The following is a 20,046-nucleotide window of genomic DNA, read 5'->3' on the forward strand; positions in this document are numbered from 1 at the left end:
TGTTTGAGCAAGCCCCTCTTGTCGTTTGATCTTAACGAATTTCTTTAATTCTTGCAGCTTTACCGCGCAGTTCGCGAAGGTAGTACAGTTTCGCGCGACGTACTTTACCACGACGAGCCACTTCGATTTTCTCGAGTTTAGGCGAATGCAGTGGGAAAGTTCTTTCCACACCAACACCGTACGAGATTTTACGAACCGTAAACGTTTCGCTGATACCGCCGCCGCGACGTTTAATTACAACGCCTTCGAACAACTGAATCCGCTCACGCGAGCCCTCGATAACTTTAACGTGTACTTTCAACGTGTCACCTGGACGAAAATTAGGAAGATCTTGACGAAGCTGTTCTTGAGCAATCGTTTGTAAAAGATTCATCTTTGTTTCACTCCTTCCACCATAGACGTTCTTAACAGCTCTTACTGTTCCTAGCGAACAGCGTCATCACTATTAGCGGACCGCCCGATTAATACGTACAACATTTGAAATCTTAACACAGCGTACAACTTTTTTCAACCTCTTTTATTCCAATACACGAATTTCCCTAGTACTAATCAGTATATCCAAAAGCGATATCTTTCAAACTCCACTCCATACAGCGATCACAATTCCATTAACCGCCTATTTCATAGACTACCCGCTAGCGCCGTCTCTATGAAATGTTCTCTTTCATACAGTATCGCATGGAAGCTCAATGAAATGAGGTTATGTGATGACTATAAAAAGGTCTTTAAAAAAGGTAAACAAGAGTAATGTCAAAAGCAAGTCGAAGGCTAAAGTAACTAGCAGTATCAAGGCGAAAAATATCAAGCGTTCAACATCAAGTCTCTACCGGACAAAAAGCTCCACATCTACACGAACAAGAAGTTTTCAAAAATCGGCTTTCCGAGCTGTCTCCAATCAATTCCAAACCATTATATCCACCACTGTTCCTCAGGTTATTTATAGCCAAGAGTTGTTCGACCTGGGAAATGAGTACAATCCAGCAACATCAACTTTCACTGCAAAACAAAATGGCATTTATAACTTCTTCGCAACTGTCAACTACGGTACAGAACCAGTAACTCCTGTGACAGTAACTCTTGTTGTGTTAGTTAACGATGAAGTACAGATCCCCGTTATAGAAACGTTAAGCTCAGGAAGTGGGATTGTGCTCACAACAGGTGTAGTCAAGCTGAGTAAAGGAGATACCGTTCAAGTCGTTATTCGTGTATCTGCTGACGGGTTTATCTCCTCTGGTACTGGTACACGATTCGAAGGCTACCGAGTCCATTAATCAGCTGATTCTTGTTATATATCGTAACGCCTATTTAATAGTTTCCCCACTATAGCCGTTTCTAATAAATGGACTCCCCCATACATTAATGTATTGCAGGTTCAGCAATAGATTTTGTATAGGAAAGGAGGTTATGATCTAATGACAATCCGTAAATCAAAATGCACACCTCGTAAATTCAAATCTGCTTTTAAAGCTATTTCTGATCAAAATCAATCTATTGGCAGACCTGAATTTGGTGTAACCGTAAGATATGGCAAAAAGATCTTTGATCTTGGAAATGAATATAATCCCGCCACTTCTACCTTTACTCCCAAACATGATGGTGTTTACTCCCTATTTGGAAGCATCCTTTACAAAAGAGGATCACAAGAGCCTGATGAAGTCATTTTTCTTCTTACAGTCAATGATATTGTAATCTTTGCTGGCGGTAAAGTTATCAACGCGGATCGTGAGTTTATTACTGCAGCAGCTGTAAAACGACTTCGTAAGGGGGACAAGGTTCAATTATCCGCTTCTTCTCATGTATCCGGTGGCTTAATCCTTAAAGGATGTTCAACTCGATTTAAGGGGAAAAGAATTCGTTAATGAGTGGCCGATTCCAGTGAAGGAGTCGGTTCTTTTTATGTTATTTTCTCCATCCTGCGCCTATTTCATAGCTTCCCCCGCTATCGCCGTTTCTATTAAATGGACGCTGCCATACTCTAATGTATTGCTGGTACAAGCAATCATTTGAATTTCACAGGATGGAGGGCAAGAACAATGCCAATTAAGAAACCAGCGGCTAAAATCAAAAGCACAAAAAGCTCGTTAAAAAATGCAGTCAAAGGCAGTGTGAAAACAAAAAAAGAGGTAAGCGTGTCCTATGGTTACGGAAAATGCAAAAAGAATTATGGCACCAAAAAGAAAACAGCTTGTAAAACTGTTAAATCCGTATGTAACGCCAAAAAAAGCTGCAAAAAAGCAGTTCGACGTAAATCGGCTTTCCGTGCGAACGCTAGTCAAATACAAACCATATCAGCTACCAATTTGATACGAGTTGCATTTGGAGAAGAGGTATTTGACTTAGGTAAAGAGTACAACCCAGCCACATCAACATTTCGTGCGAAACAAAGCGGTGTCTACACATTTTTTGCAAGTGTTTTCTTCAGCACAGCAGATCCCAATAGTTCGGTTGAGGTTACCGTTTTGCTAAGAGTTAACGGTGATACTCAATTTGGCGATACAGAAACATTAGGATTCGGCAGCGGTGTCATCGACACGTCTGGTATTGTAAACCTTCGCCGTGGTGACGATGTTCAAGTTGAATTCATCGCTAGCAGCGATGGTATTATTCTGCCTAATGCAGGAACACATTTTGATGGTGCTCTGCTCCGTTTAACTAAGTAAATAATAAACGAAACCAATTCTTAGTAGGAGTTGGTTCTTTTTTGTACAAAAAGCCCTTTTCATAGATTCCCCGCTATCGCCGTTTCTTTCAAATGGACACCGCCATATATTAATGTATTGCTAGATTTCATTTTAGCAATCAGAAATTTTCTAAAGAATGGAGGTAATGAACAATGCCAATTAAAAAACAAGCGGTCAAAGTCAAAAGCTCGGTTAAACCAGCTGCCAAAGGTAGTTTGAAAGCTAAAAAATCTGTGAGTGTATCTTATGGATATGGATCCTGCAAAAAGAAAACCGGCTATGGTTCCAAAAAGAAAGCAGCTTGCAAACCATCAAAATCAGTATGTAAACCAGTGAAATACGTCTGTAAACCGGTTAAATCAGTTGCCAAATGTAAAAAAGTTGTCCGTAAATCGGCTTTCCGCGCAGTGTCTGCAGCAACTCAACAAGTTGAAGCTGGCACAACGGTACGAGTCAATTATGGTCTGGAACAATATGATCTCGGAGGAGAGTATAATCCGGTTACATCGACTTTCCGTCCAAGGCAAGCCGGGATCTATTCCTTCGTGGCAAGTGTCCTCATCTTCATCGCCAACCCCTCTGATGCCCCTTTTCTAGCCGCACTATCGATAACAGTCAACGGTACAGCTGTAGCAACCGAAGCCTCAACAACAACATCAGGCATCGCTACCTTGGACGTTTCGACTATCGTGAAGCTTCGCAGTAACGACGAGGTACAGGTTGAATTCTTAATCTTAACAGGCCAGGCTGCCAATATCCTTCGGAATACTGCAACACACTTCGAAGGTGTTCTGAACCGCGTCACTAAATAACTGGACAACCATCTAAAGAAAGAACCGCCTGCTCGGCCTAATGGCTGTGCGACGGTTCTTTTTTATGGGGTTTGTTCTCGTTTCTGTGCAGCCAGCCATTTGCGTTCCTTATCCGTAAGCTCTGCATTCTCAAGAAGGTCAGGACGGCGCTTCAACGTCCGCAGAAGCGATTGCTCACGTCTCCAGGCATCAATCTTCGCATGATTGCCGGATATGAGCACTTCTGGCACTTCCCAGTCTCTGAATACAGCTGGACGGGTATAATGCGGATACTCCAGCAGGCCTGTGCTGTATGAATCCGTCACAGCCGAAGACTCATTCCCTAGCACACCTGGGAGCAGCCGGACAACGCTGTCTATAACTGTCATAGCAGGAATTTCGCCGCCCGTTAATACATAATCACCAATGGATAACTCATCTGTCACCAAATACTCGCGGATACGTTCATCATACCCCTCATAATGGCCGCAGATCAGCACGAGATGCTCTTCCTTCGACAGCTCCTCCGCTTTCTTCTGCGTGAAGGATTCGCCTTGTGGGCACATCAGAATGACACGGGGGCGGGCTCCGCCTTCCTTCTTGGCCATCAGATCCTCTACAGCTCCAAAGACAGGCTCAGCCTTAAGCACCATCCCGCCGCCGCCTCCGTAAGGATAGTCATCCACGGTGTTATGCTTATTATTTGAATAATCACGGAAGTTAATCGCTTCAAGTGATACGATTCCCTTTTCTCGTGCTTTACCTAGGATGCTCGCGCCAAATACGCCATCGAACATTTCCGGGAACAGCGTCAGCACATCAATACGCATTATTAGATCAGCCCTTCCAATAAACGCACAGTAACCGTTTTGTTTGCAACATCGACATTCAGAAGGACATCATCAATTACCGGCAAAAGCAGTTCCTTACGCTTTGGCTGCTCGACAACCCACACATCATTCGCACCCGGGCGCAATATTTCACAAATCGTCCCAAGCTCTTCGCCTTCCTCGGTTACAACGCGGCAGCCAATGATCTCATGATAGTAGTACTCGCCTTCATCCAGCTTCTCGAGATCAGTTTCTTCAATCTTTAACAGCCAGCCTTTATATTTCTCAACTTCATTAATATCATTGAAGCCTTTAAGCTTCAAGACAAACATGCCCTTTTGTTCACGGGAACTAACGACTTCCACTTCCAGCTTCTGTCCGTTATCCATGTTTTGAAGCGATAATTTGTTGCCTGGTGCAAAACGTACATCGGCAAAATCTGTCTGCGACAATACTTTCACTTCGCCGCGAAGACCATGGGTATTGACCAGCTTGCCGACAGTAAACCATTTGTTGTTGCTCATAGTATGTACCCACCTGTCTATATTTGTACGAAAAAGGGCTAGGATAATTATCCTAACCCTGCATCGTATGTGTTTACGATATGATGTCTACGATAACGCGTTTCTGAGATTTGATGGCCGCGGATGTAACGACGGCACGAATGGCTTTCGCAATTCGCCCCTGCTTGCCAATTACCTTACCGATATCATCGGCATGGACCGACAGCTCGTACACCGTACCTCGATCATCATCTCTCTCATTAACGCGTACGTCCTCTGGATGATCCACTAATGCCTTTGCGATGACAAGAATCAATTCTTTCATTTCAAGGCCCTCCGCTATTCAACAGTTATTTCTGTTGTTTAAGCTCATGGAACTTTTTCATCACACCTGCTTTGGAAAGCAAGTCGCGAACTGTATCAGAAGCTTGAGCTCCTGTTTGCAGCCATTTCAATGCTTTCTCTTCATCAATTGTTACTTGAGCCGGTTGTGTAACCGGGTTGTAAGTACCGATTTCTTCGATAAAGCGACCGTCACGTGGGGAACGGGAGTTAGAAACGACAACGCGGTAGAATGGGGCTTTATGAGCACCCATACGTTTCAGACGAATACGTACTGCCATGGAAATTCACCTCCTTCATTTAATCAAATGTATGTTTTGTATGGCTTAGAAAGGAAACTTCATCCCTTTGCCGCCTTTGCCAAGCATACCCTTCAAGCCTTTCATGCCGCCTTTAGGACCTTTTGGACCCATCATCGATGAGAATTGCTTCATCATCTTGCGCATATCTTCGAACTGCTTGATAAGACGATTTACTTCCGTTATGGATGTACCACTGCCTGCTGCAACACGCTTACGGCGGCTGTGATTAAGCAGTTCCGGCTTCTGCTTCTCTGCTTTGGTCATCGAGCGGACAATCGCTTCAACGCGGTTGATTTGCTTCTCGTCCACTTTCATATCCTTCATGTTGCCCTTCATCTTGTTCATGCCGGGCAGCATATCCATCAGTTGATCAAGTGGTCCAAGCTTCCGGATCTGAGCCATCTGTTCGAGGAAGTCGTCGAATGTAAATTCGGCCGTACGCATTTTGCGTTCCATCTCTGCCGCTTTATCGGCATCAATATTCATTTGCGCCTTCTCGATCAGAGACAACATATCACCCATCCCAAGGATACGGGATGCCATCCGGTCTGGATGGAACGGCTCGAGTGCATCAATCTTCTCGCCCATTGCAGCGAATTTGATCGGCTTGCCGGTTACTGCTTTAACAGACAACGCAGCACCGCCGCGTGTATCGCCGTCAAGCTTCGTCAGTACAACACCTGTGAGCTCAAGCTGCTCATGGAAGCTTTGTGCTACGTTGACTGCATCTTGACCAGTCATTGCATCAACAACGAGCAAAACTTCGTCAGGATTAACATTTTGATGAATTTGTTTAAGCTCTTCCATCAAAATTTCATCAATATGCAGCCTGCCGGCAGTATCGAAGATCACATAATCATTGTGATTTTCTTTTGCATGCGCCAGACCAGCTTTTGCAATTTCCACTGGAGAAGTTTGATCTCCCAAGGAGAATACTGGAGCATTAATCTGTTCTCCGAGCACTTGCAGCTGCTTAATCGCAGCAGGACGGTAAATGTCACATGCAACCAGGAGCGGCTTGTGATTGCTTTTTTGAAGCAGTTTTGCCAGCTTACCTGTTGTCGTTGTCTTACCGGCACCTTGCAAACCAACCATCATAATAACTGTTGGAGGCTTGTTCGCTTTTGCAAGTTTACTTTGTGTTCCGCCCATCAATTCCGTTAACTCTTTATTAACGATGTCGATGACGACCATGCCAGGCGTAAAGCTCTTCGAAACATCGAGGCCAAGCGCCTTCTCTTTCACTTTGGCAATAAAATCTTTGACAACTTTAAAGTTAACGTCCGCTTCGAGCAAGGCAAGCCGCACTTCGCGCATTGCTTCGTTCAAATCTTCTTCCGATACTTTACCTTTGCCTCTCAGCTTGCTGAACACGTTTTGTAATCGGTTCGTTAAACTCTCAAATGCCGCCATGATTCGTCACCTCCGTCACATCTATATATTCCGTCTTCGTTAATTGTTCAATATCATCAAGCAGCTTTTGCTTAAATACGTTATCGATCGGCAATGCAGCTACTTTACGTTCCAGCTCTTCAGCCAGCTTTTGCATCGCTTCATACTTGGCTAGAAGCATAAGTTTGCCTTCATAGCTTTCAAGCACTTGCTCTGCACGTTTCACATGTTCATACACCGCTTGTCTGCTTATGCCAGATTCAGCGGCGATCTCGCCGAGCGAGTAATCATCGTGGAAGTAGTATTTCAAGAAAGTCCGCTGCTTCTCAGTAAGAAGCGGTTCGTAGAAATCAAATAACGAGTTAATTCGTGTTGTCTTCGCAAGGGCATCCGGTTCATGAATAGTCATTAGCTTCCGCCCCTTTCGAATTGTCCGTCAAGTAAATTGCCTTGACAGTGTTACAACGACTCTTATCTTACACGAAGTCAGATAGCACTGTCAAGCATTTGTCCTTGTCACTTGTTTAATTCGATTCTGACTCCCCATCTTCCCGCTGAATCAGCCCTGCGAACAATGCATGAACGAACTGCTCGGAGTCGAATTCCTGCAGATCAGTCATTTTCTCCCCAAGTCCTACAAGCTTCACCGGAAGGTTCAATTCATTACGGATCGCAATAACGATACCGCCTTTCGCAGTACCATCCAGCTTCGTTAATACGAGGCCGGTTACGCCGCTCTTCTCGCCGAACAGCTTCGCTTGGCTGAGCGCATTTTGACCAGTTGTTGCATCAAGCACTAACAATACTTCATGTGGAGCATCCGGAATTTCACGTTGAATAACGCGGAAAATTTTGTTCAGCTCTTCCATCAGATTCGTCTTGTTCTGCAGACGGCCTGCTGTATCGCATAGCAATACATCAACTCCGCGCTGCTTTGCCGCTTGAACAGCATCGAACATAACGGCAGCAGGATCCGAACCGGATTGCTGCTTAATCACATCAACCCCAACACGTTGTCCCCATACTTCAAGCTGTTCAATCGCGCCAGCGCGGAACGTATCACCTGCAGCAAGCAGAACGCTTTTGCCTTCGCTCTTGAATTTGTGGGCCAGCTTGCCGATTGTTGTCGTCTTGCCGACACCATTAACACCAACGAACAAAATAACGGTAATGCCGCTTTTCGCCATTTGGATGCCTGGATTCGACTCACCTTTAAGCAATCCTACCAGCTTTTCAGACAAAACTGGCTGCAGCTCAGATGGTTGTTCAATTTTGCGTTTCTTCACTTCAACACGTAATTCGTCTATCAGTGTCATAACCGTATTGACGCCTACATCGGCACCGATGAGAATTTCCTCAAGCTCTTCATAGAACTCTTCATCGATCTTCTTGCGCCGAGTAATTAGCTCTTCGACCTTCTCGACGAGCGCAACACGCGTCTTCGTCAGGCCTTCTTTAAATATCGTTGTTACTGCTTCTGTCTTCGAAGCAATACTTTCCTTCAGCTTTTTGAAAAAACTCATACTGTTTCAAGTCCCCCATCCTATATCAGCATATTACGCGGATTCCTGCTCCTCCGCATCCTCCTCAAGACGGACCGATACGAGCTTCGATACGCCGCCTTCCTCCATCGTTACCCCATACAGCACATCTGCTTCTTCCATCGTACCTTTCCGGTGGGTAACCACGATGAACTGGGTAAGTTCGGAGAATTCACGAAGGTATTGGGCAAACCGGGCAACGTTCGCTTCATCAAGTGCCGCTTCAACCTCGTCAAGTACACAGAACGGAACTGGCTTCACCTGCAGAATCGCGAACAATAACGCGATTGCAGTAAGCGCCCGCTCTCCGCCGGATAACAGCTGCAAATTTTGCAGCTTTTTCCCTGGAGGCTGGGCTACGATATCAATCCCTGTATCCAGGACACGTTCCGGATCCACCATCACAAGATCGGCACGTCCTCCGCCAAACAGCTTCGCGAAGACGACGACGAAATGGCGTCTAATCTGTTCAAATGTTGTTTTGAACCGTTTGGACATTTCTTCATCCATCTCGCGGATAACCTGATAAAGCGTTGTTTTAGCTTCAACAAGGTCATCTTTCTGCTCGGTTAAGAATTCGAACCGTTCCCGAACCCGCTCATACTCTTCGATTGCACCCATGTTCACATCGCCAAGTGCTGTAATTTGACGTTTAATATCTCGTACAGCATTTTGCGTTCCAACGATGTCTTCAGGAACCGGATATTGTTCCTTCGCTAGCTCAAAGCTCAGTTCATACTCTTCGCTCAGCTTGCGCAGAAGGTTGTCCAGTTCAACATCCAGACGGTTCGCTGCAATCTCATTCTGACGCATTTGCTCTTCAACATCACGAAGCTGTCCACGTTGTTCTTTCGTATCGCTCTCGCCTTTTTCCAGCTCACGAACACGATCTGCACGGGCCGAGCGCTTCAGATCTGTCTGTTCCGCACATTCCTGCTTCTTCAGTCGCAAATGATTCAGCTGCTCGATTTGAGCTACGGTCTCTTCACTGTGACGTTCCAGCTCCGCATCCTGCTGGTTAAGCAGCGACCGGTAGCTGGAAAGCTCCTGCTTGGCGCGTTGAATATCTGCTCGAACACGCGCAGCCTGATCCTCGAAGGACTGCTTCTCTTGATCGGTCTTCGCAACGGAAATCTTCAAATCCGTCAGTTGGACTTGAAGCTCTTCCTTCGCCGTCTCACTTGCTTTCCGGCGCTCCTCAGCAAGCCTGATCGCCTCTTGCAGGCGAGCTTCATCCGCTGTCAATTGCTCAAGACGGACTTCTGCCGCTTCAGCCAAAGACACCATCGATTGCTGCTCGGCTGTGTGATTGCTGCGGTCTGCAGTGAACAATTGTTCTTGCTCGCTCAGATGCTTCGCTTCATTCGACAGCTGCTGCAGCTCTGCACGAACCTGCTGCTCATCGATCCGATACTGTTCGGATTGTGAACGGAGCTCCTCCATATTTTGCGAACGGATTGACTGCTCCTTACGAAGATCGCTAAGTTTATCCCGCAGCTCAGCGATTGTTTTCTCGCCTTCTACAATTTCCTGATCCAATGCTTCGATCTGGCGCTGGCGTCCTAACAGACTTGCTCCCTTCTTCTGAAGGCTGCCACCTGTCATGGAACCACCTGCGTTTACCACATCACCCTCAAGCGTAACGACCCGGTAACGATATTGGCATTTGGATGCAATACGGTTCGCCTGCTCCAACGTCTCAGCAAGAAGGACATTACCTAACAGGTTATTAATAATGGCTTGGTATTGCGGCTCGCAAGTAACAAGCTCTGCAGCTACTCCGACAAAGCCATCTACCGATTCGGCCATCCGCTTATCATGTTCAGGCACTTGTCTGCCACGGATAACATCAAGAGGCAGGAACGTTGCTCGTCCAAGTTGACGCTGTTTCAGGAATGTGATCGCGGCACGAGCCGACTTCTCATCTTCCATAACGATATGCTGCAACGCACCGCCCAATGCGGTCTCTACAGCAGTCTCGATTCTTTCTGGCACACGCACTAGCTCGGCAACTGCACCATGCACACCACTAATGCCGCCGGAACCAGAGGAACGGCGAGAGGATTTAAGCACCTCACGAACACCATGCATAAAGCCATCTAGTGCGTCTTGCATTTCTTTCATTGTATCGCGGCGCGAGGTTTGTGCATCCAGCTTTTGCTCCCATTTACGAAGCGCAGCCGTAGCTTCCTCCGAAATTTGACCAAACTCTTTAGCCTTTTCCGCTTCATCAATATACTTTGTACGCGCCTTAGCGATCGCATCCAGCGTAGCTTCCAGCTGCTTCTCCAGCTCTGCTTTGCGAGCCGTCAGCTTCCTGCGTTGATCCGACCACTTGGCTTCTTCATCGCTCAGACGTTCCATTCGGCGCTGAACAGCTTCCTGCTGCTGAGCGGCATAACGAATTTCGTTACGCAACTGTGCCATAGTGCTAAGCACCTCAAGCAGCTCGCCCTTCAGCATTTCTTCCGCATCTACCGCGGTCCCGCCAGCGACGCCAATGAGATTAGCCTCTTCAACGGAAAGCTTCTGCTTGAAATCCGCCAGTTGAAGCTCTAATACAGCAGCCCGATTACGGAATTCCGCTTCCTCGCTTGTTAATGCAGCTATACGCTCATCATGAGCAGCAATTGTCTCTTCCAACTGCTTTTTATTCTGCTCTAAGTTCTTCTTCCGTTCTTTAAGAACTTCCCCGAACCCTTCGCATTTCTCATACTCTTCACTATATTGCAGCATAGCCTCATGCAGCTGGTCCAGTGCTTCCTCCAGCTCGCGAAGCGCCTGGCGATCCTTTTCCAAATGAGCATCATGCTTGCTGACGACCGTGGAGAGTTCGAGCTGTTCGCGTTTTAAACGTTCAAGCTTGTTATTGGCTTCCGACCATGAACCGTACACATTCTCAATATTATGTACGTACATCGAAATCTCTTGCGTTTTGAGCTGTTCTCTTAACTGTTTGAAATGGATCGCTTTCTCTGATTGCACACGAAGAGGCTCGACCTGGTCTTCCAATTCGGTTACAAGGTCGTGAATACGAAGCAAATTATTCTCGGTGTCCTCCAGCTTGCGCTGTGCTTCACGCTTACGTGATTTATATTTCACAATGCCCGAAGCTTCTTCGAATATCCCGCGGCGATCTTCAGACCGGGTACTCAAAATTTCCTCGATCCTGCCTTGTCCGATAATCGAATAAGCTTCCTTACCGATACCCGTATCCATGAACAGCTCAGTAATATCTTTCAATCGGCACGACTGCTTGTTAATCATATATTCACTATCACCGCTTCGATGGACTCGGCGGGTTACCGTCACTTCGTTATATTCAAGTGGCAGCGCCCCATCACCATTATCGAGCGTCAGCGATACTTCACCATAGTTAACTGCCTTACGTGCATCACTTCCGGCAAAAATAATATCTTCCATCTTGCCGCCGCGAAGACTTTTTGCACTTTGTTCGCCCAGCACCCAGCGGATGCCGTCCGATATATTACTTTTACCGCTGCCATTAGGTCCAACAACAGCCGTAATGCCGGTAACGAACTCCATCTCCGTCTTGTCGGCAAATGATTTAAATCCTGCTAATTCTATTCGTTTCAGAAACATATACTGGCTTTCACCTCACCGCCTATTGTAACACAACTAGAGAGGGCTCGTAATCCCTTTACTCATGCGGAAATTCACCCTTTTAACAATCAAAAATGGCAATACAAGAGTAATCTTGTACTGCCATTCCTAAGGCCTTGCTATACTATTCCGTCAGCGACTGCCAGGCTACAGATGCAGCCCGCTGCTCCGCTTCCTTCTTCGTTCTGCCGCTTCCGTTTCCGTATGGAATTTCACCAATACATACTTCAACGACAAACTCACGGTCATGAGCTGGTCCACGCTCTTCCATAATCCGATATTCAACCGCCCCAAGCCCTTTGTGCTGAGCACGCTCCTGCAGCTTAGACTTGAAGTCTTTCACCAGCAGGCCGTAGTCATTAGACTCAATATACGGGAACATATGCGTCTCCAGAAAAGCTCTTGTCCGTTCAATACCGGCATCTAGGAAAATCGCACCAACAAACGCTTCGAACAAATCGGCGAGCAAGGCAGGACGTTGTCTTCCTCCGAGCTGCTCTTCGCCTCTTCCGAGCTGTATATGAGCACCAAGCTCCAGCCGTTCTGCGAACTGTGCAAGCGAAGGCTCACATACGACAGATGCACGCATACGCGTCAGTTCACCTTCCGGACGGTTCGGATAAGCAGAGAACAGATATTCTGATACGAGTAGCTGCAAAACAGCATCGCCTAGAAACTCTAGACGTTCATTATGCTCGATCGTACCATGCTTATGTTCATTCACATAGGAAGTATGAGTAAATGCCTGCTTCAGCAGCTTCAGCTGTTTGAAGCGAAGCTGCAGACGTGTCTGCAGCTCGTTAATGGAATCACGCTTCATAGACTTTCATCACAATCGTCGCGTTATGACCGCCGAAGCCAAACGAGTTGGACAGTGCCGTTTTGACATCTGCTTTACGAGGCTTGTTTGGCACATAATCGAGGTCAAGCTCAGGATCTTGATTCTCCAAGTTAATGGTTGGAGCAATAATGCCGTTCTGAAGCGTAAGGCCAAGGATGACCGCTTCCACACCGCCTGCAGCACCAAGCAAATGGCCTGTCATCGATTTCGTGGAGCTAACGGCTAGTTTATAAGCATGGTCACCGAATGCTTTCTTAATTGCAGTTGTTTCGGAACGGTCGCCCACTGGAGTCGAAGTGCCATGTGCATTGATGTAATCAATCGCTTCAGGCTCAATTCCAGCATCTTTTAATGCTTTAACCATACAACGAGCAGCACCGTCTGGATCCGGCTCTGTCATATGATGAGCATCGCCGCTCATGCCGTAGCCGATTACTTCGGCATAGATACGAGCACCACGCTGCTGAGCATGTTCAAGTGATTCCAGAATCATTACGCCTGCACCTTCGCCCATAATGAAACCATCACGGTCGATGTCGAACGGACGGCTTGCTTTCTCAGGCTCGTCATTGCGGACGGACATCGCACGCATCGAGCAGAAGCCTGCAAGACCTGTAGGCCGGATTGTTGCTTCTGCGCCACCACAGATCATCACGTCTGCATCGCCGCGTTGAATCATTTTGTAGGAATCACCGATCGAGTGAGTACCTGTTGCACAAGCGGTAACCGCTGTGCTGTTGGGACCCTTCGCACCAGTCAGCATCGATACTTGTCCGGAAGCCATATTCGCGATCATCATTGGAATGAAGAACGGACTTACGCGCTTAGGACCTTTCTCCAGCAAAATGTTATGCTGATCTTCCCATGTACCAAGTCCGCCGATACCAGAGCCGACGATAACGCCTACACGCTCCGGATCAACGTTAGTACCGATCTCTAGTCCAGCATCTTTTACTGCACTCATGCTTGCTACAGACGCGAATTGAACGAAACGGTCCATACGGCGAGCTTCTTTTCTATCAAGATTATAATCTTCGGGATTAAAGTTCTTCACTTCGGCTGCAATTTGGGTTGGATATTCGGAGACATCAAACGCTTCGATATGCGATACGCCTGATTTCCCTTCCATTAAATTCCCCCAGAACTGCTCCAGGTCTGCACCTAGCGAGGTAATGACCCCCATGCCGGTAACAACAACTCTTTGCTTCATTTAAGATTCACCTCGAGTGGACTGCTATTTAGATGCGTACATCACATCTTCTATATATAAAAAAGCGTACAAGCTCGTTCATTCATAAATATCATGATAATTTAAGTGCCTCAGAAGGAGAGAAGTCCCGTTTATTACAACGGGACCACTTCTTTTCCTTACGTATGAGATTGTATGTAATTTACTACTTCTCCCACCGTGGTGATCGTCTCTGCATCTTCATCAGAGATCTCCAGGTCAAACTCATCTTCCAATTCCATGACCAACTCAACGACATCAAGAGAGTCAGCGCCGAGGTCATCTTTGAAGGAAGCTTCCAGCGTGACTTCCGCTTCGTCTACGCCAAGTCTGTCGACGACGATACGTTTTACACGTTCTACTACTTCGGACATCCGATTCACCTCCTCCTAGGGTATTATACGAGAATTCAAGACAAAATGCCATACATAACCGCGCTAAATCCAGCGAGCATGCTTATTGACAATCCTTACATGTACATACCACCGTCTATATGAACGGTTTGTCCCGTCATATAAGACGCAGCATCAGATGCTAGGAAGCGTACTGCCGCAGCAATGTCTTCTGCCGAACCAAGACGAGCAAGCGGAATTTGCGCGGACAAGGAATCCTTCATTTCAGAAGAAAGCTTGTCTGTCATATCCGTTTGAATAAAGCCTGGTGCGATACAGTTAACAGTAATTCCACGGGAAGCAAGCTCACGTGCGCTTGATTTGGTCAAGCCAATGACGCCTGCTTTCGCCGCAACATAGTTTGCTTGACCCGGATTTCCGAGCACGCCAACAACAGAAGAGATGTTAATAATGCGTCCGGAACGCTGCTTCATCATAGGCCGCGTTGCCGCTTTGATCCCGTTAAAGACACCCTTCAAGTTCGTCTCAATAACTTGGTCAAATTCCTCTTCTTTCATACGCATAATTAAATTATCTCTTGTAATGCCAGCGTTATTCACCAAAATATCAATCGAGCCAAATTGATCAACAACTTCCTTGACCATAGCATCGAATTCGTCGGTTTTGCCGACGTTGGCTTTCAGTACAATCGCACGGCGTCCAAGCGCTTCAACAGCTTGAGCTGTCTCCGCAGCAGCAGCTTCGCTGCCGGAGTAGTTAATAGCTACATCCGCACCGGCTTCCGCAAGTGCAAGGGCAATCGCACGGCCAATGCCGCGGGATGCACCTGTTACAAGCGCTTTTTTGCCTTCAAGACTAGCAAACATGGTATACCTCCTCCAAGTTTTGCGTGAAACGGTGCCCTACAGTGCTTCTAAAGCTGCAAGGCTGTTAACCGAGATAACGCGAAGATTCTTGTCGATTTTCTTGATCAAGCCAGCCAGAACCGTACCCGATCCGATCTCAACAAAAGTATCAACGCCTTGTTCGACTAAATAACGGACGCTGTCTTCCCAAAGAACAGGGGAATAAACCTGTTCGACAAGGAGGTTACGAATCGAAGTTGCCTCTGTTACCGGAGCAGCCGTTACATTCGCAACGACAGGTACAGCCGCATCATTCATCGACACTTCCGAAAGAACGCCGGACAGTTTATCTGCCGCAGGCTTCATCAGTGACGAATGGAACGGGCCGCTTACTTCCAGCGGAATAACACGTTTCGCACCGGCCTCTTCTTTACCGCGCTCAACAACAGCTTGAACACCTGCTGCAGAACCAGAAACAACAATTTGACCCGGACAGTTTACATTCGCCAGTTCAACCGTATTTCCTTCTTCTGTAATCTTGGCACAAAGCTCAGCCAGAACGCCGCGCTCAGCACCAAGTACTGCAGCCATAGCACCTTGACCACCTGGAACGGCTTGTTCCATAAACTCGCCGCGTGCACGAACCGTACGAACTGCATCTGCAAATGACAGAACGCCAGCAGCTACCAGTGCGCTGTACTCCCCTAGACTGTGACCAGCTACGAAATCAGCTTTGAGGCCGCGGCCTTCCAACGCTTGCAGCAAAGCCACACTAACAGTGAGCAGTGCAGGCTGAGTGTTAGCCGTTTGCTTCAACTGATCATCTGGTCCGTCAAAAATAATCTCGCTAAGCTTGAAGCCAAGAGCTTCGTCTGCTTGATTAAAAATGGCACGCGAGCTTTCGAATGCCTCGTATACATCTTTACCCATGCCAACCGCCTGAGCGCCTTGGCCTGGGAATACAAATGCTATTTTACTCAACTTAAGTTCCCTCCGTTACCAGATCAATACGGATGCGCCCCAGGTAAGACCGCCTCCGAAGCCAACAAACACAAGACAGTCGCCTTCGTTGATTCGCCCTTGCTCAAAAGCCTCAGCAAGTGCAACCGGGATAGAAGCAGCCGACATGTTGCCGTATTTGTCCAGGTTAATCATACACTTCTCTTCAGGAAGATCGAGTCGGTTAAGTGCAGATTGAATAATGCGGACATTGGCTTGGTGCGGCACCAACAGATCGATATCCTCTTTGCTCATACCTGCTTTGCGAAGGGCTTCATCAGCTGCTCCGCCCATAATCCGTACTGCGAATTTAAATACATCATTGCCTGCCATGTGAATGTAATGCTGCTTTGAACTCACACTGTCTGCAGAAGCAGGCAAACGCGATCCGCCGCCGCTTACTTTCAACAGTTCGCCGCCGCCGCCATCAGCTCCAAGCTCGAACGACTTGAAGCCACGGCCTTCCGGCACTTGGCCAAGCACGACTGCTCCAGCACCGTCACCAAACAGGATGCATGTATTGCGGTCTGTGTAATCGGTAATACGGGATAAGGTTTCAGCACCAACGACAAGCACATGCTTATACATGCCAGTTGCAATCATATTCGAAGCGGTCGCAAGACCATAGATAAATCCAGAACATGCTGCGGACAGATCAAAGGCAGCCGCTTTCTTCGCTCCAAGCTTCTCCTGCAGGAGACATGCTGTGGATGGGAAGAACATATCCGGTGTAATTGTCGATACGATGATAAGGTCAATATCTTCAATCGTTATCCCTGCTGCTTCAATTGCTTTGAGCGATGCTTGGTAAGCCAGATCTGATGTTGCCTGCTCCGGAGCTGCCATACGGCGTTCACGAATACCTGTACGCGTCACGATCCACTCGTCGTTTGTTTCCACCATTTGTTCAAGTTCTTGATTCGATAAAATTCGGTCGGGAACGTATTTGCCCGTACCAATAATGCCTACAGGATGTAAATTCATCATGACCTCCCGCCTATTTCCACTGCAATCGATTCAGTCAGCTGTGCTTTTATAGCCACTCGCGCTTGTCGAATAGCACTTTTTACAGCTAATGCATCGGATGAACCATGACATTTCATCACTAGTCCATTCAATCCAAGCAGCGGAGCACTCCCATGTTCCTTGTAATCCATTTTTTTACGCAGACTCCGAAGCTTTGGCATCATAATGGCTGCCGCAATCTTCGTCATAAACGACTCGCCAAAGGCTTCTTTCAGGTAAGTCATCAGTGTACCTGCTGTACCTTCAATCGCCTTAAGCATAATATTCCCCGCAAAGCCGTCACAAATAAGAATGTCGCAGCTGCGATTAAGCAAGTCTCGTGCTTCCACATTGCCGATAAAGTTAATCGGTGCCTGTTCAAGCAGATCATAAGCAGCTTTGGTCAATTCATTACCTTTCCGTTCTTCGGTACCTACGTTCAGCAACCCTACACGCGGATTATCCAAACCATGTACCTTCGTACGGTAAATGCTGCCCATAATTGCATATTGCAGCAAATGCTCAGGCTTCGCATCCATGTTAGCCCCAAGATCAAGCGCAAGGACGCCGATATCATCCATTGTAGGCAGCATAGGTGCCAGCGCAGGACGTTCGATGCCTTCAAGCCGGCCTACTACGAGCAGCCCCGTTGTCATAAGGGCTCCTGTATTACCAGCAGAGATCATCGCGTCTGCATGCTTCTCACGTACAAGCTGCCCGGCAACAACCATCGACGAACCTTTTTTTCGACGAACCGCTTTGACCGGCTCTTCATCCGGACCGATCACCTCATCCGTATGGCATAACGTCACGTTGGCCGGTTTCTTTCCGTTGAGCAGCGGCTCAATAGCCGCCTTATCTCCAACAAGAACCAATTCCGTATCCGGCCACTCCGCCGCAGCATCCATCGCTCCCTGCACAATGAGGCTCGGAGCGTGGTCGCCTCCCATCGCATCTATGGCGATCCGCATGTCTTTTTCCTCCCAAAAACTCTACCCTCATAACAGGTAAAGCTTAACTTCAGCGTAAACGGCTGCGTCGTCCTTAGGAGGAGCAGCAGTCGTTTCGCGGGTGAAATATAAGCATAGTATAGAGAAAAACTTATACTACCTTCTTATATTTTCATAAAAGCCTATGCTTCGTTCTCTCCATCACCTGTGGAACGGTAAATGACGAAGTTCCCTTGGAACACCATTTCATCCCCTACATAAGTGAAGAGCTCCACCTTTGACTTGTGGCGCTCGCCGGATATTGAACGTACATAAGCTTTAGCAATACACTTCTCACCAAGCTTGACCGGTCTTATGAAGCGAATATCCGCTGTAACCGTCAAGGCGATTTTATCTTCAATAACAGCAACCGCCAGCGAGTTTGCTTGGGCAAACACATGATGGCCCCGGGCAATACCCGTACGTGAGAAGACATGCTCTTCACGAATTTCGAATATCGATATTCCGCTTTTGTCCAGCTGTAAATCTACAATGTCACCAATTACTTCATGCAACGGCAAAGACTGAACAGAATCATACGAACGCTCAGCCATCAGCTTCATTCGCTCACGCAGCTCTGGAATACCCAGTTCCATCCGGTCAAGCCGTATCGTTTGTATGCTGACTTTCAAATGTCTTGTTAGCTCACGATCCGTCATAAACGGGTTTTCATCTATCAATTGAGCGAGCAGCTGATGCCGCTGTCGCTTAGGCATTCGTTCGATCTCCGGCACCACCTTAACAGTATTGTAACCCATGTCTGATTTTACTCGAATGATGGCTGATATTATAACCTGGTACTAATTAAGTATATAAAAAAAAGCTTATACAGGCAACGGACATAAAAAAATAGCACCTCATCGTAATGAAGTGCTATTGTGGGAAAACCTGAGATTATTGGGAGATAACCTCTTTTGTTTTGTAATATCCGCACACTTTGCATACGTGGTGGCCCAGTTTAAGCTCTCCACATTGCTCGCATTTTACCATACCTGGTACTGCCAGTTTGAAATGCGTACGACGTTTGTCGCGGCGAGTTTTGGACGTTCTTCTTTGTGGTACTGCCATTGTTTCCCACCTCCTTCATAAAATCAATCGGACATTTCATTATTGTTCGTCTTTGAATAAATCCTTGAGCACCGCCATACGTGGATCAATTCGATCTGTATTGCAGCTGCATTTTTGTTCATTTAAGTTCTGTCCACAATTCTGGCACAGCCCTTTACAATCATTACTGCATAACGGAGCGAACGGCATGAACAACTGAAGCACTTCTTCCACATAAGGCTTCAAATCCAGCCTGTCCCCTGATACCGCAATAATGTCGTCATCCTCGTCCTGCTCAATTTCTTCCCCGTCCTCAACGGCCGCTGGCTTAAACTGATCATAGACAGGAATTTTCGAATGAAGCTTCACTGGGTCAAGACAACGTGAGCAAGCGAGCTCCCAATCAATGGTCAATTCGCCTTCGACAGTAATCGAGCCTTCATTGCCTGTCACCTGAAGCGACACATGAAGCGGACCGGTACTGACGACATCTAATCTGTCCTTAAATAAATCGGACACATCCAGATTCTCATCAATGTTTGCCTTGATACCTTTGGACATCGTTTCTTGTACATGAAACTGCATGAGATCACCCCAAACAAACAAAAATTATTATATCTATTAACGAGAGGTTTTGTCAACATTTTCACGCTGTTTTTCATCTTTTCTCCCGTATCGTCATGAATAAAACAGCGGCCCTGTGCTATGATGGGACATATATCCAACGAAAAGC

The 20,046-nt window shown here is 46.9% G+C and carries 23 protein-coding genes; 4 read left to right on the forward strand and 19 right to left on the reverse strand.

Translation table 11 applies throughout. From position 1 onward, the window contains the following. Positions 1 to 31: 31 nt before the first annotated feature. Entirely contained in the window at positions 32 to 373 is a 342-nt protein-coding gene (gene rplS / locus AC0YNT_RS22175; RefSeq protein WP_167280775.1) for a 50S ribosomal protein L19, read from the reverse strand. Between the two features lie 334 nt (positions 374 to 707). On the opposite strand from rplS, the gene AC0YNT_RS22180 reads away from it, so the two are divergent. The 4 genes from AC0YNT_RS22180 to AC0YNT_RS22195 all read left to right on the forward strand — a co-directional run bounded on the left by AC0YNT_RS22180 (position 708) and on the right by AC0YNT_RS22195 (position 3,493). Next, positions 708 to 1,271 (forward strand): C1q-like domain-containing protein, encoded by a 564-nt coding sequence (locus tag AC0YNT_RS22180; protein WP_475806564.1) that lies wholly within the window; start codon positions 708 to 710, stop codon positions 1,269 to 1,271. 141 nt (positions 1,272 to 1,412) lie between these two features. After that, positions 1,413 to 1,859, forward strand: coding sequence for a C1q-like domain-containing protein (locus tag AC0YNT_RS22185; RefSeq protein WP_475806565.1), 447 nt, complete (start codon positions 1,413 to 1,415; stop codon positions 1,857 to 1,859). Between the two features lie 174 nt (positions 1,860 to 2,033). After that, positions 2,034 to 2,660: a C1q-like domain-containing protein gene (locus AC0YNT_RS22190; protein WP_475806566.1), complete on the forward strand. Its 627-nt coding sequence runs from the start codon at positions 2,034 to 2,036 to the stop codon at positions 2,658 to 2,660. A 173-nt stretch (positions 2,661 to 2,833) separates the two neighbouring features. Beyond that, positions 2,834 to 3,493 carry a C1q-like domain-containing protein gene (locus AC0YNT_RS22195; RefSeq protein ID WP_475806567.1) on the forward strand — a complete coding sequence of 220 codons (660 nt, stop codon included), beginning with the start codon at positions 2,834 to 2,836 and terminating at the stop codon, positions 3,491 to 3,493. A gap of 62 nt (positions 3,494 to 3,555) precedes the next feature. Here AC0YNT_RS22195 and trmD read toward each other — a convergent pair whose 3' ends face one another. The 18 genes from trmD to AC0YNT_RS22285 all read right to left on the reverse strand — a co-directional run bounded on the left by trmD (position 3,556) and on the right by AC0YNT_RS22285 (position 19,898). After that, a complete protein-coding gene (gene trmD / locus AC0YNT_RS22200; RefSeq protein WP_475806568.1) occupies positions 3,556 to 4,302 on the reverse strand; it encodes a tRNA (guanosine(37)-N1)-methyltransferase TrmD in 747 nt (248 codons plus the stop codon). A gap of 2 nt (positions 4,303 to 4,304) precedes the next feature. Beyond that, positions 4,305 to 4,826, reverse strand: coding sequence for a ribosome maturation factor RimM (rimM, locus tag AC0YNT_RS22205; protein ID WP_475806569.1), 522 nt, complete (start codon positions 4,824 to 4,826; stop codon positions 4,305 to 4,307). A gap of 73 nt (positions 4,827 to 4,899) precedes the next feature. After that, on the reverse strand, positions 4,900 to 5,130 hold the full coding sequence (locus tag AC0YNT_RS22210; protein ID WP_091181527.1) for a KH domain-containing protein: 231 nt from the start codon (positions 5,128 to 5,130) through the stop codon (positions 4,900 to 4,902). Between the two features lie 25 nt (positions 5,131 to 5,155). After that, positions 5,156 to 5,428 carry a 30S ribosomal protein S16 gene (gene rpsP, locus AC0YNT_RS22215; protein WP_167280780.1) on the reverse strand — a complete coding sequence of 91 codons (273 nt, stop codon included), beginning with the start codon at positions 5,426 to 5,428 and terminating at the stop codon, positions 5,156 to 5,158. Between the two features lie 45 nt (positions 5,429 to 5,473). After that, positions 5,474 to 6,862 (reverse strand): signal recognition particle protein, encoded by a 1,389-nt coding sequence (gene ffh / locus AC0YNT_RS22220; protein ID WP_167280781.1) that lies wholly within the window; start codon positions 6,860 to 6,862, stop codon positions 5,474 to 5,476. Further along, entirely contained in the window at positions 6,849 to 7,250 is a 402-nt protein-coding gene (gene ylxM / locus AC0YNT_RS22225) for a YlxM family DNA-binding protein (RefSeq protein ID WP_208420513.1), read from the reverse strand. Before ylxM ends, ffh begins: the two co-directional genes overlap by 14 nt. Before the next feature lie 115 nt (positions 7,251 to 7,365). Further along, positions 7,366 to 8,364: a signal recognition particle-docking protein FtsY gene (gene ftsY / locus AC0YNT_RS22230; RefSeq protein ID WP_475806570.1), complete on the reverse strand. Its 999-nt coding sequence runs from the start codon at positions 8,362 to 8,364 to the stop codon at positions 7,366 to 7,368. A 33-nt stretch (positions 8,365 to 8,397) separates the two neighbouring features. Next, positions 8,398 to 11,985: a chromosome segregation protein SMC gene (gene smc / locus AC0YNT_RS22235; RefSeq protein ID WP_475806571.1), complete on the reverse strand. Its 3,588-nt coding sequence runs from the start codon at positions 11,983 to 11,985 to the stop codon at positions 8,398 to 8,400. Positions 11,986 to 12,130: 145 nt separating this feature from the next. Continuing rightward, on the reverse strand, positions 12,131 to 12,826 hold the full coding sequence (gene rnc, locus AC0YNT_RS22240; RefSeq protein ID WP_167280784.1) for a ribonuclease III: 696 nt from the start codon (positions 12,824 to 12,826) through the stop codon (positions 12,131 to 12,133). Then, a complete protein-coding gene (gene fabF, locus AC0YNT_RS22245; protein ID WP_167280785.1) occupies positions 12,816 to 14,057 on the reverse strand; it encodes a beta-ketoacyl-ACP synthase II in 1,242 nt (413 codons plus the stop codon). Before fabF ends, rnc begins: the two co-directional genes overlap by 11 nt. Before the next feature lie 158 nt (positions 14,058 to 14,215). Further along, on the reverse strand, positions 14,216 to 14,449 hold the full coding sequence (locus tag AC0YNT_RS22250) for an acyl carrier protein (RefSeq protein WP_015845065.1): 234 nt from the start codon (positions 14,447 to 14,449) through the stop codon (positions 14,216 to 14,218). Positions 14,450 to 14,544: 95 nt separating this feature from the next. Continuing rightward, on the reverse strand, positions 14,545 to 15,294 hold the full coding sequence (gene fabG, locus AC0YNT_RS22255) for a 3-oxoacyl-[acyl-carrier-protein] reductase (protein ID WP_475806572.1): 750 nt from the start codon (positions 15,292 to 15,294) through the stop codon (positions 14,545 to 14,547). Positions 15,295 to 15,330: 36 nt separating this feature from the next. Continuing rightward, positions 15,331 to 16,254, reverse strand: a complete 924-nt coding sequence (gene fabD, locus AC0YNT_RS22260; protein WP_475806573.1) for an ACP S-malonyltransferase — start codon at positions 16,252 to 16,254, stop codon at positions 15,331 to 15,333. Positions 16,255 to 16,269: 15 nt separating this feature from the next. Next, entirely contained in the window at positions 16,270 to 17,256 is a 987-nt protein-coding gene (locus AC0YNT_RS22265; protein ID WP_167280897.1) for a beta-ketoacyl-ACP synthase III, read from the reverse strand. Next, the gene (plsX, locus tag AC0YNT_RS22270) at positions 17,256 to 18,248 is read right to left on the reverse strand and encodes a phosphate acyltransferase PlsX (protein WP_167280788.1); all 993 of its coding nucleotides are present in this window, start codon (positions 18,246 to 18,248) and stop codon (positions 17,256 to 17,258) included. The genes AC0YNT_RS22265 and plsX overlap by 1 nt, the downstream gene beginning before the upstream one ends. Before the next feature lie 161 nt (positions 18,249 to 18,409). Then, positions 18,410 to 18,982, reverse strand: a complete 573-nt coding sequence (fapR, locus tag AC0YNT_RS22275; RefSeq protein ID WP_167280789.1) for a transcription factor FapR — start codon at positions 18,980 to 18,982, stop codon at positions 18,410 to 18,412. A gap of 178 nt (positions 18,983 to 19,160) precedes the next feature. Beyond that, on the reverse strand, positions 19,161 to 19,334 hold the full coding sequence (gene rpmF, locus AC0YNT_RS22280) for a 50S ribosomal protein L32 (RefSeq protein ID WP_167280790.1): 174 nt from the start codon (positions 19,332 to 19,334) through the stop codon (positions 19,161 to 19,163). A 39-nt stretch (positions 19,335 to 19,373) separates the two neighbouring features. After that, positions 19,374 to 19,898: a YceD family protein gene (locus AC0YNT_RS22285; protein ID WP_475806574.1), complete on the reverse strand. Its 525-nt coding sequence runs from the start codon at positions 19,896 to 19,898 to the stop codon at positions 19,374 to 19,376. Positions 19,899 to 20,046: the final 148 nt, after the last annotated feature.

It is taken from the genome of Paenibacillus sp. J22R56, from assembly GCF_056269375.1.

Coding starts and splice junctions, on each gene's coding strand:
- plsX (WP_167280788.1), bottom strand. CDS start 18,248: ATGCGGATCGCCATAGATGCGATGGGAGGCGACCACGCTCCGAGCCTC.
- ylxM (WP_208420513.1), bottom strand. CDS start 7,250: ATGACTATTCATGAACCGGATGCCCTTGCGAAGACAACACGAATTAAC.
- trmD (WP_475806568.1), bottom strand. CDS start 4,302: ATGCGTATTGATGTGCTGACGCTGTTCCCGGAAATGTTCGATGGCGTA.
- rimM (WP_475806569.1), bottom strand. CDS start 4,826: ATGAGCAACAACAAATGGTTTACTGTCGGCAAGCTGGTCAATACCCAT.
- rplS (WP_167280775.1), bottom strand. CDS start 373: ATGAATCTTTTACAAACGATTGCTCAAGAACAGCTTCGTCAAGATCTT.
- AC0YNT_RS22250 (WP_015845065.1), bottom strand. CDS start 14,449: ATGTCCGAAGTAGTAGAACGTGTAAAACGTATCGTCGTCGACAGACTT.
- ftsY (WP_475806570.1), bottom strand. CDS start 8,364: ATGAGTTTTTTCAAAAAGCTGAAGGAAAGTATTGCTTCGAAGACAGAA.
- rpmF (WP_167280790.1), bottom strand. CDS start 19,334: ATGGCAGTACCACAAAGAAGAACGTCCAAAACTCGCCGCGACAAACGT.
- AC0YNT_RS22195 (WP_475806567.1), top strand. CDS start 2,834: ATGCCAATTAAAAAACAAGCGGTCAAAGTCAAAAGCTCGGTTAAACCA.
- rpsP (WP_167280780.1), bottom strand. CDS start 5,428: ATGGCAGTACGTATTCGTCTGAAACGTATGGGTGCTCATAAAGCCCCA.
- fapR (WP_167280789.1), bottom strand. CDS start 18,982: ATGCCTAAGCGACAGCGGCATCAGCTGCTCGCTCAATTGATAGATGAA.
- AC0YNT_RS22285 (WP_475806574.1), bottom strand. CDS start 19,898: ATGCAGTTTCATGTACAAGAAACGATGTCCAAAGGTATCAAGGCAAAC.
- AC0YNT_RS22210 (WP_091181527.1), bottom strand. CDS start 5,130: ATGAAAGAATTGATTCTTGTCATCGCAAAGGCATTAGTGGATCATCCA.
- fabG (WP_475806572.1), bottom strand. CDS start 15,294: ATGTTTGCTAGTCTTGAAGGCAAAAAAGCGCTTGTAACAGGTGCATCC.
- AC0YNT_RS22185 (WP_475806565.1), top strand. CDS start 1,413: ATGACAATCCGTAAATCAAAATGCACACCTCGTAAATTCAAATCTGCT.
- smc (WP_475806571.1), bottom strand. CDS start 11,985: ATGTTTCTGAAACGAATAGAATTAGCAGGATTTAAATCATTTGCCGAC.
- AC0YNT_RS22265 (WP_167280897.1), bottom strand. CDS start 17,256: ATGAATTTACATCCTGTAGGCATTATTGGTACGGGCAAATACGTTCCC.
- fabF (WP_167280785.1), bottom strand. CDS start 14,057: ATGAAGCAAAGAGTTGTTGTTACCGGCATGGGGGTCATTACCTCGCTA.
- ffh (WP_167280781.1), bottom strand. CDS start 6,862: ATGGCGGCATTTGAGAGTTTAACGAACCGATTACAAAACGTGTTCAGC.
- AC0YNT_RS22180 (WP_475806564.1), top strand. CDS start 708: ATGACTATAAAAAGGTCTTTAAAAAAGGTAAACAAGAGTAATGTCAAA.
- rnc (WP_167280784.1), bottom strand. CDS start 12,826: ATGAAGCGTGATTCCATTAACGAGCTGCAGACACGTCTGCAGCTTCGC.
- AC0YNT_RS22190 (WP_475806566.1), top strand. CDS start 2,034: ATGCCAATTAAGAAACCAGCGGCTAAAATCAAAAGCACAAAAAGCTCG.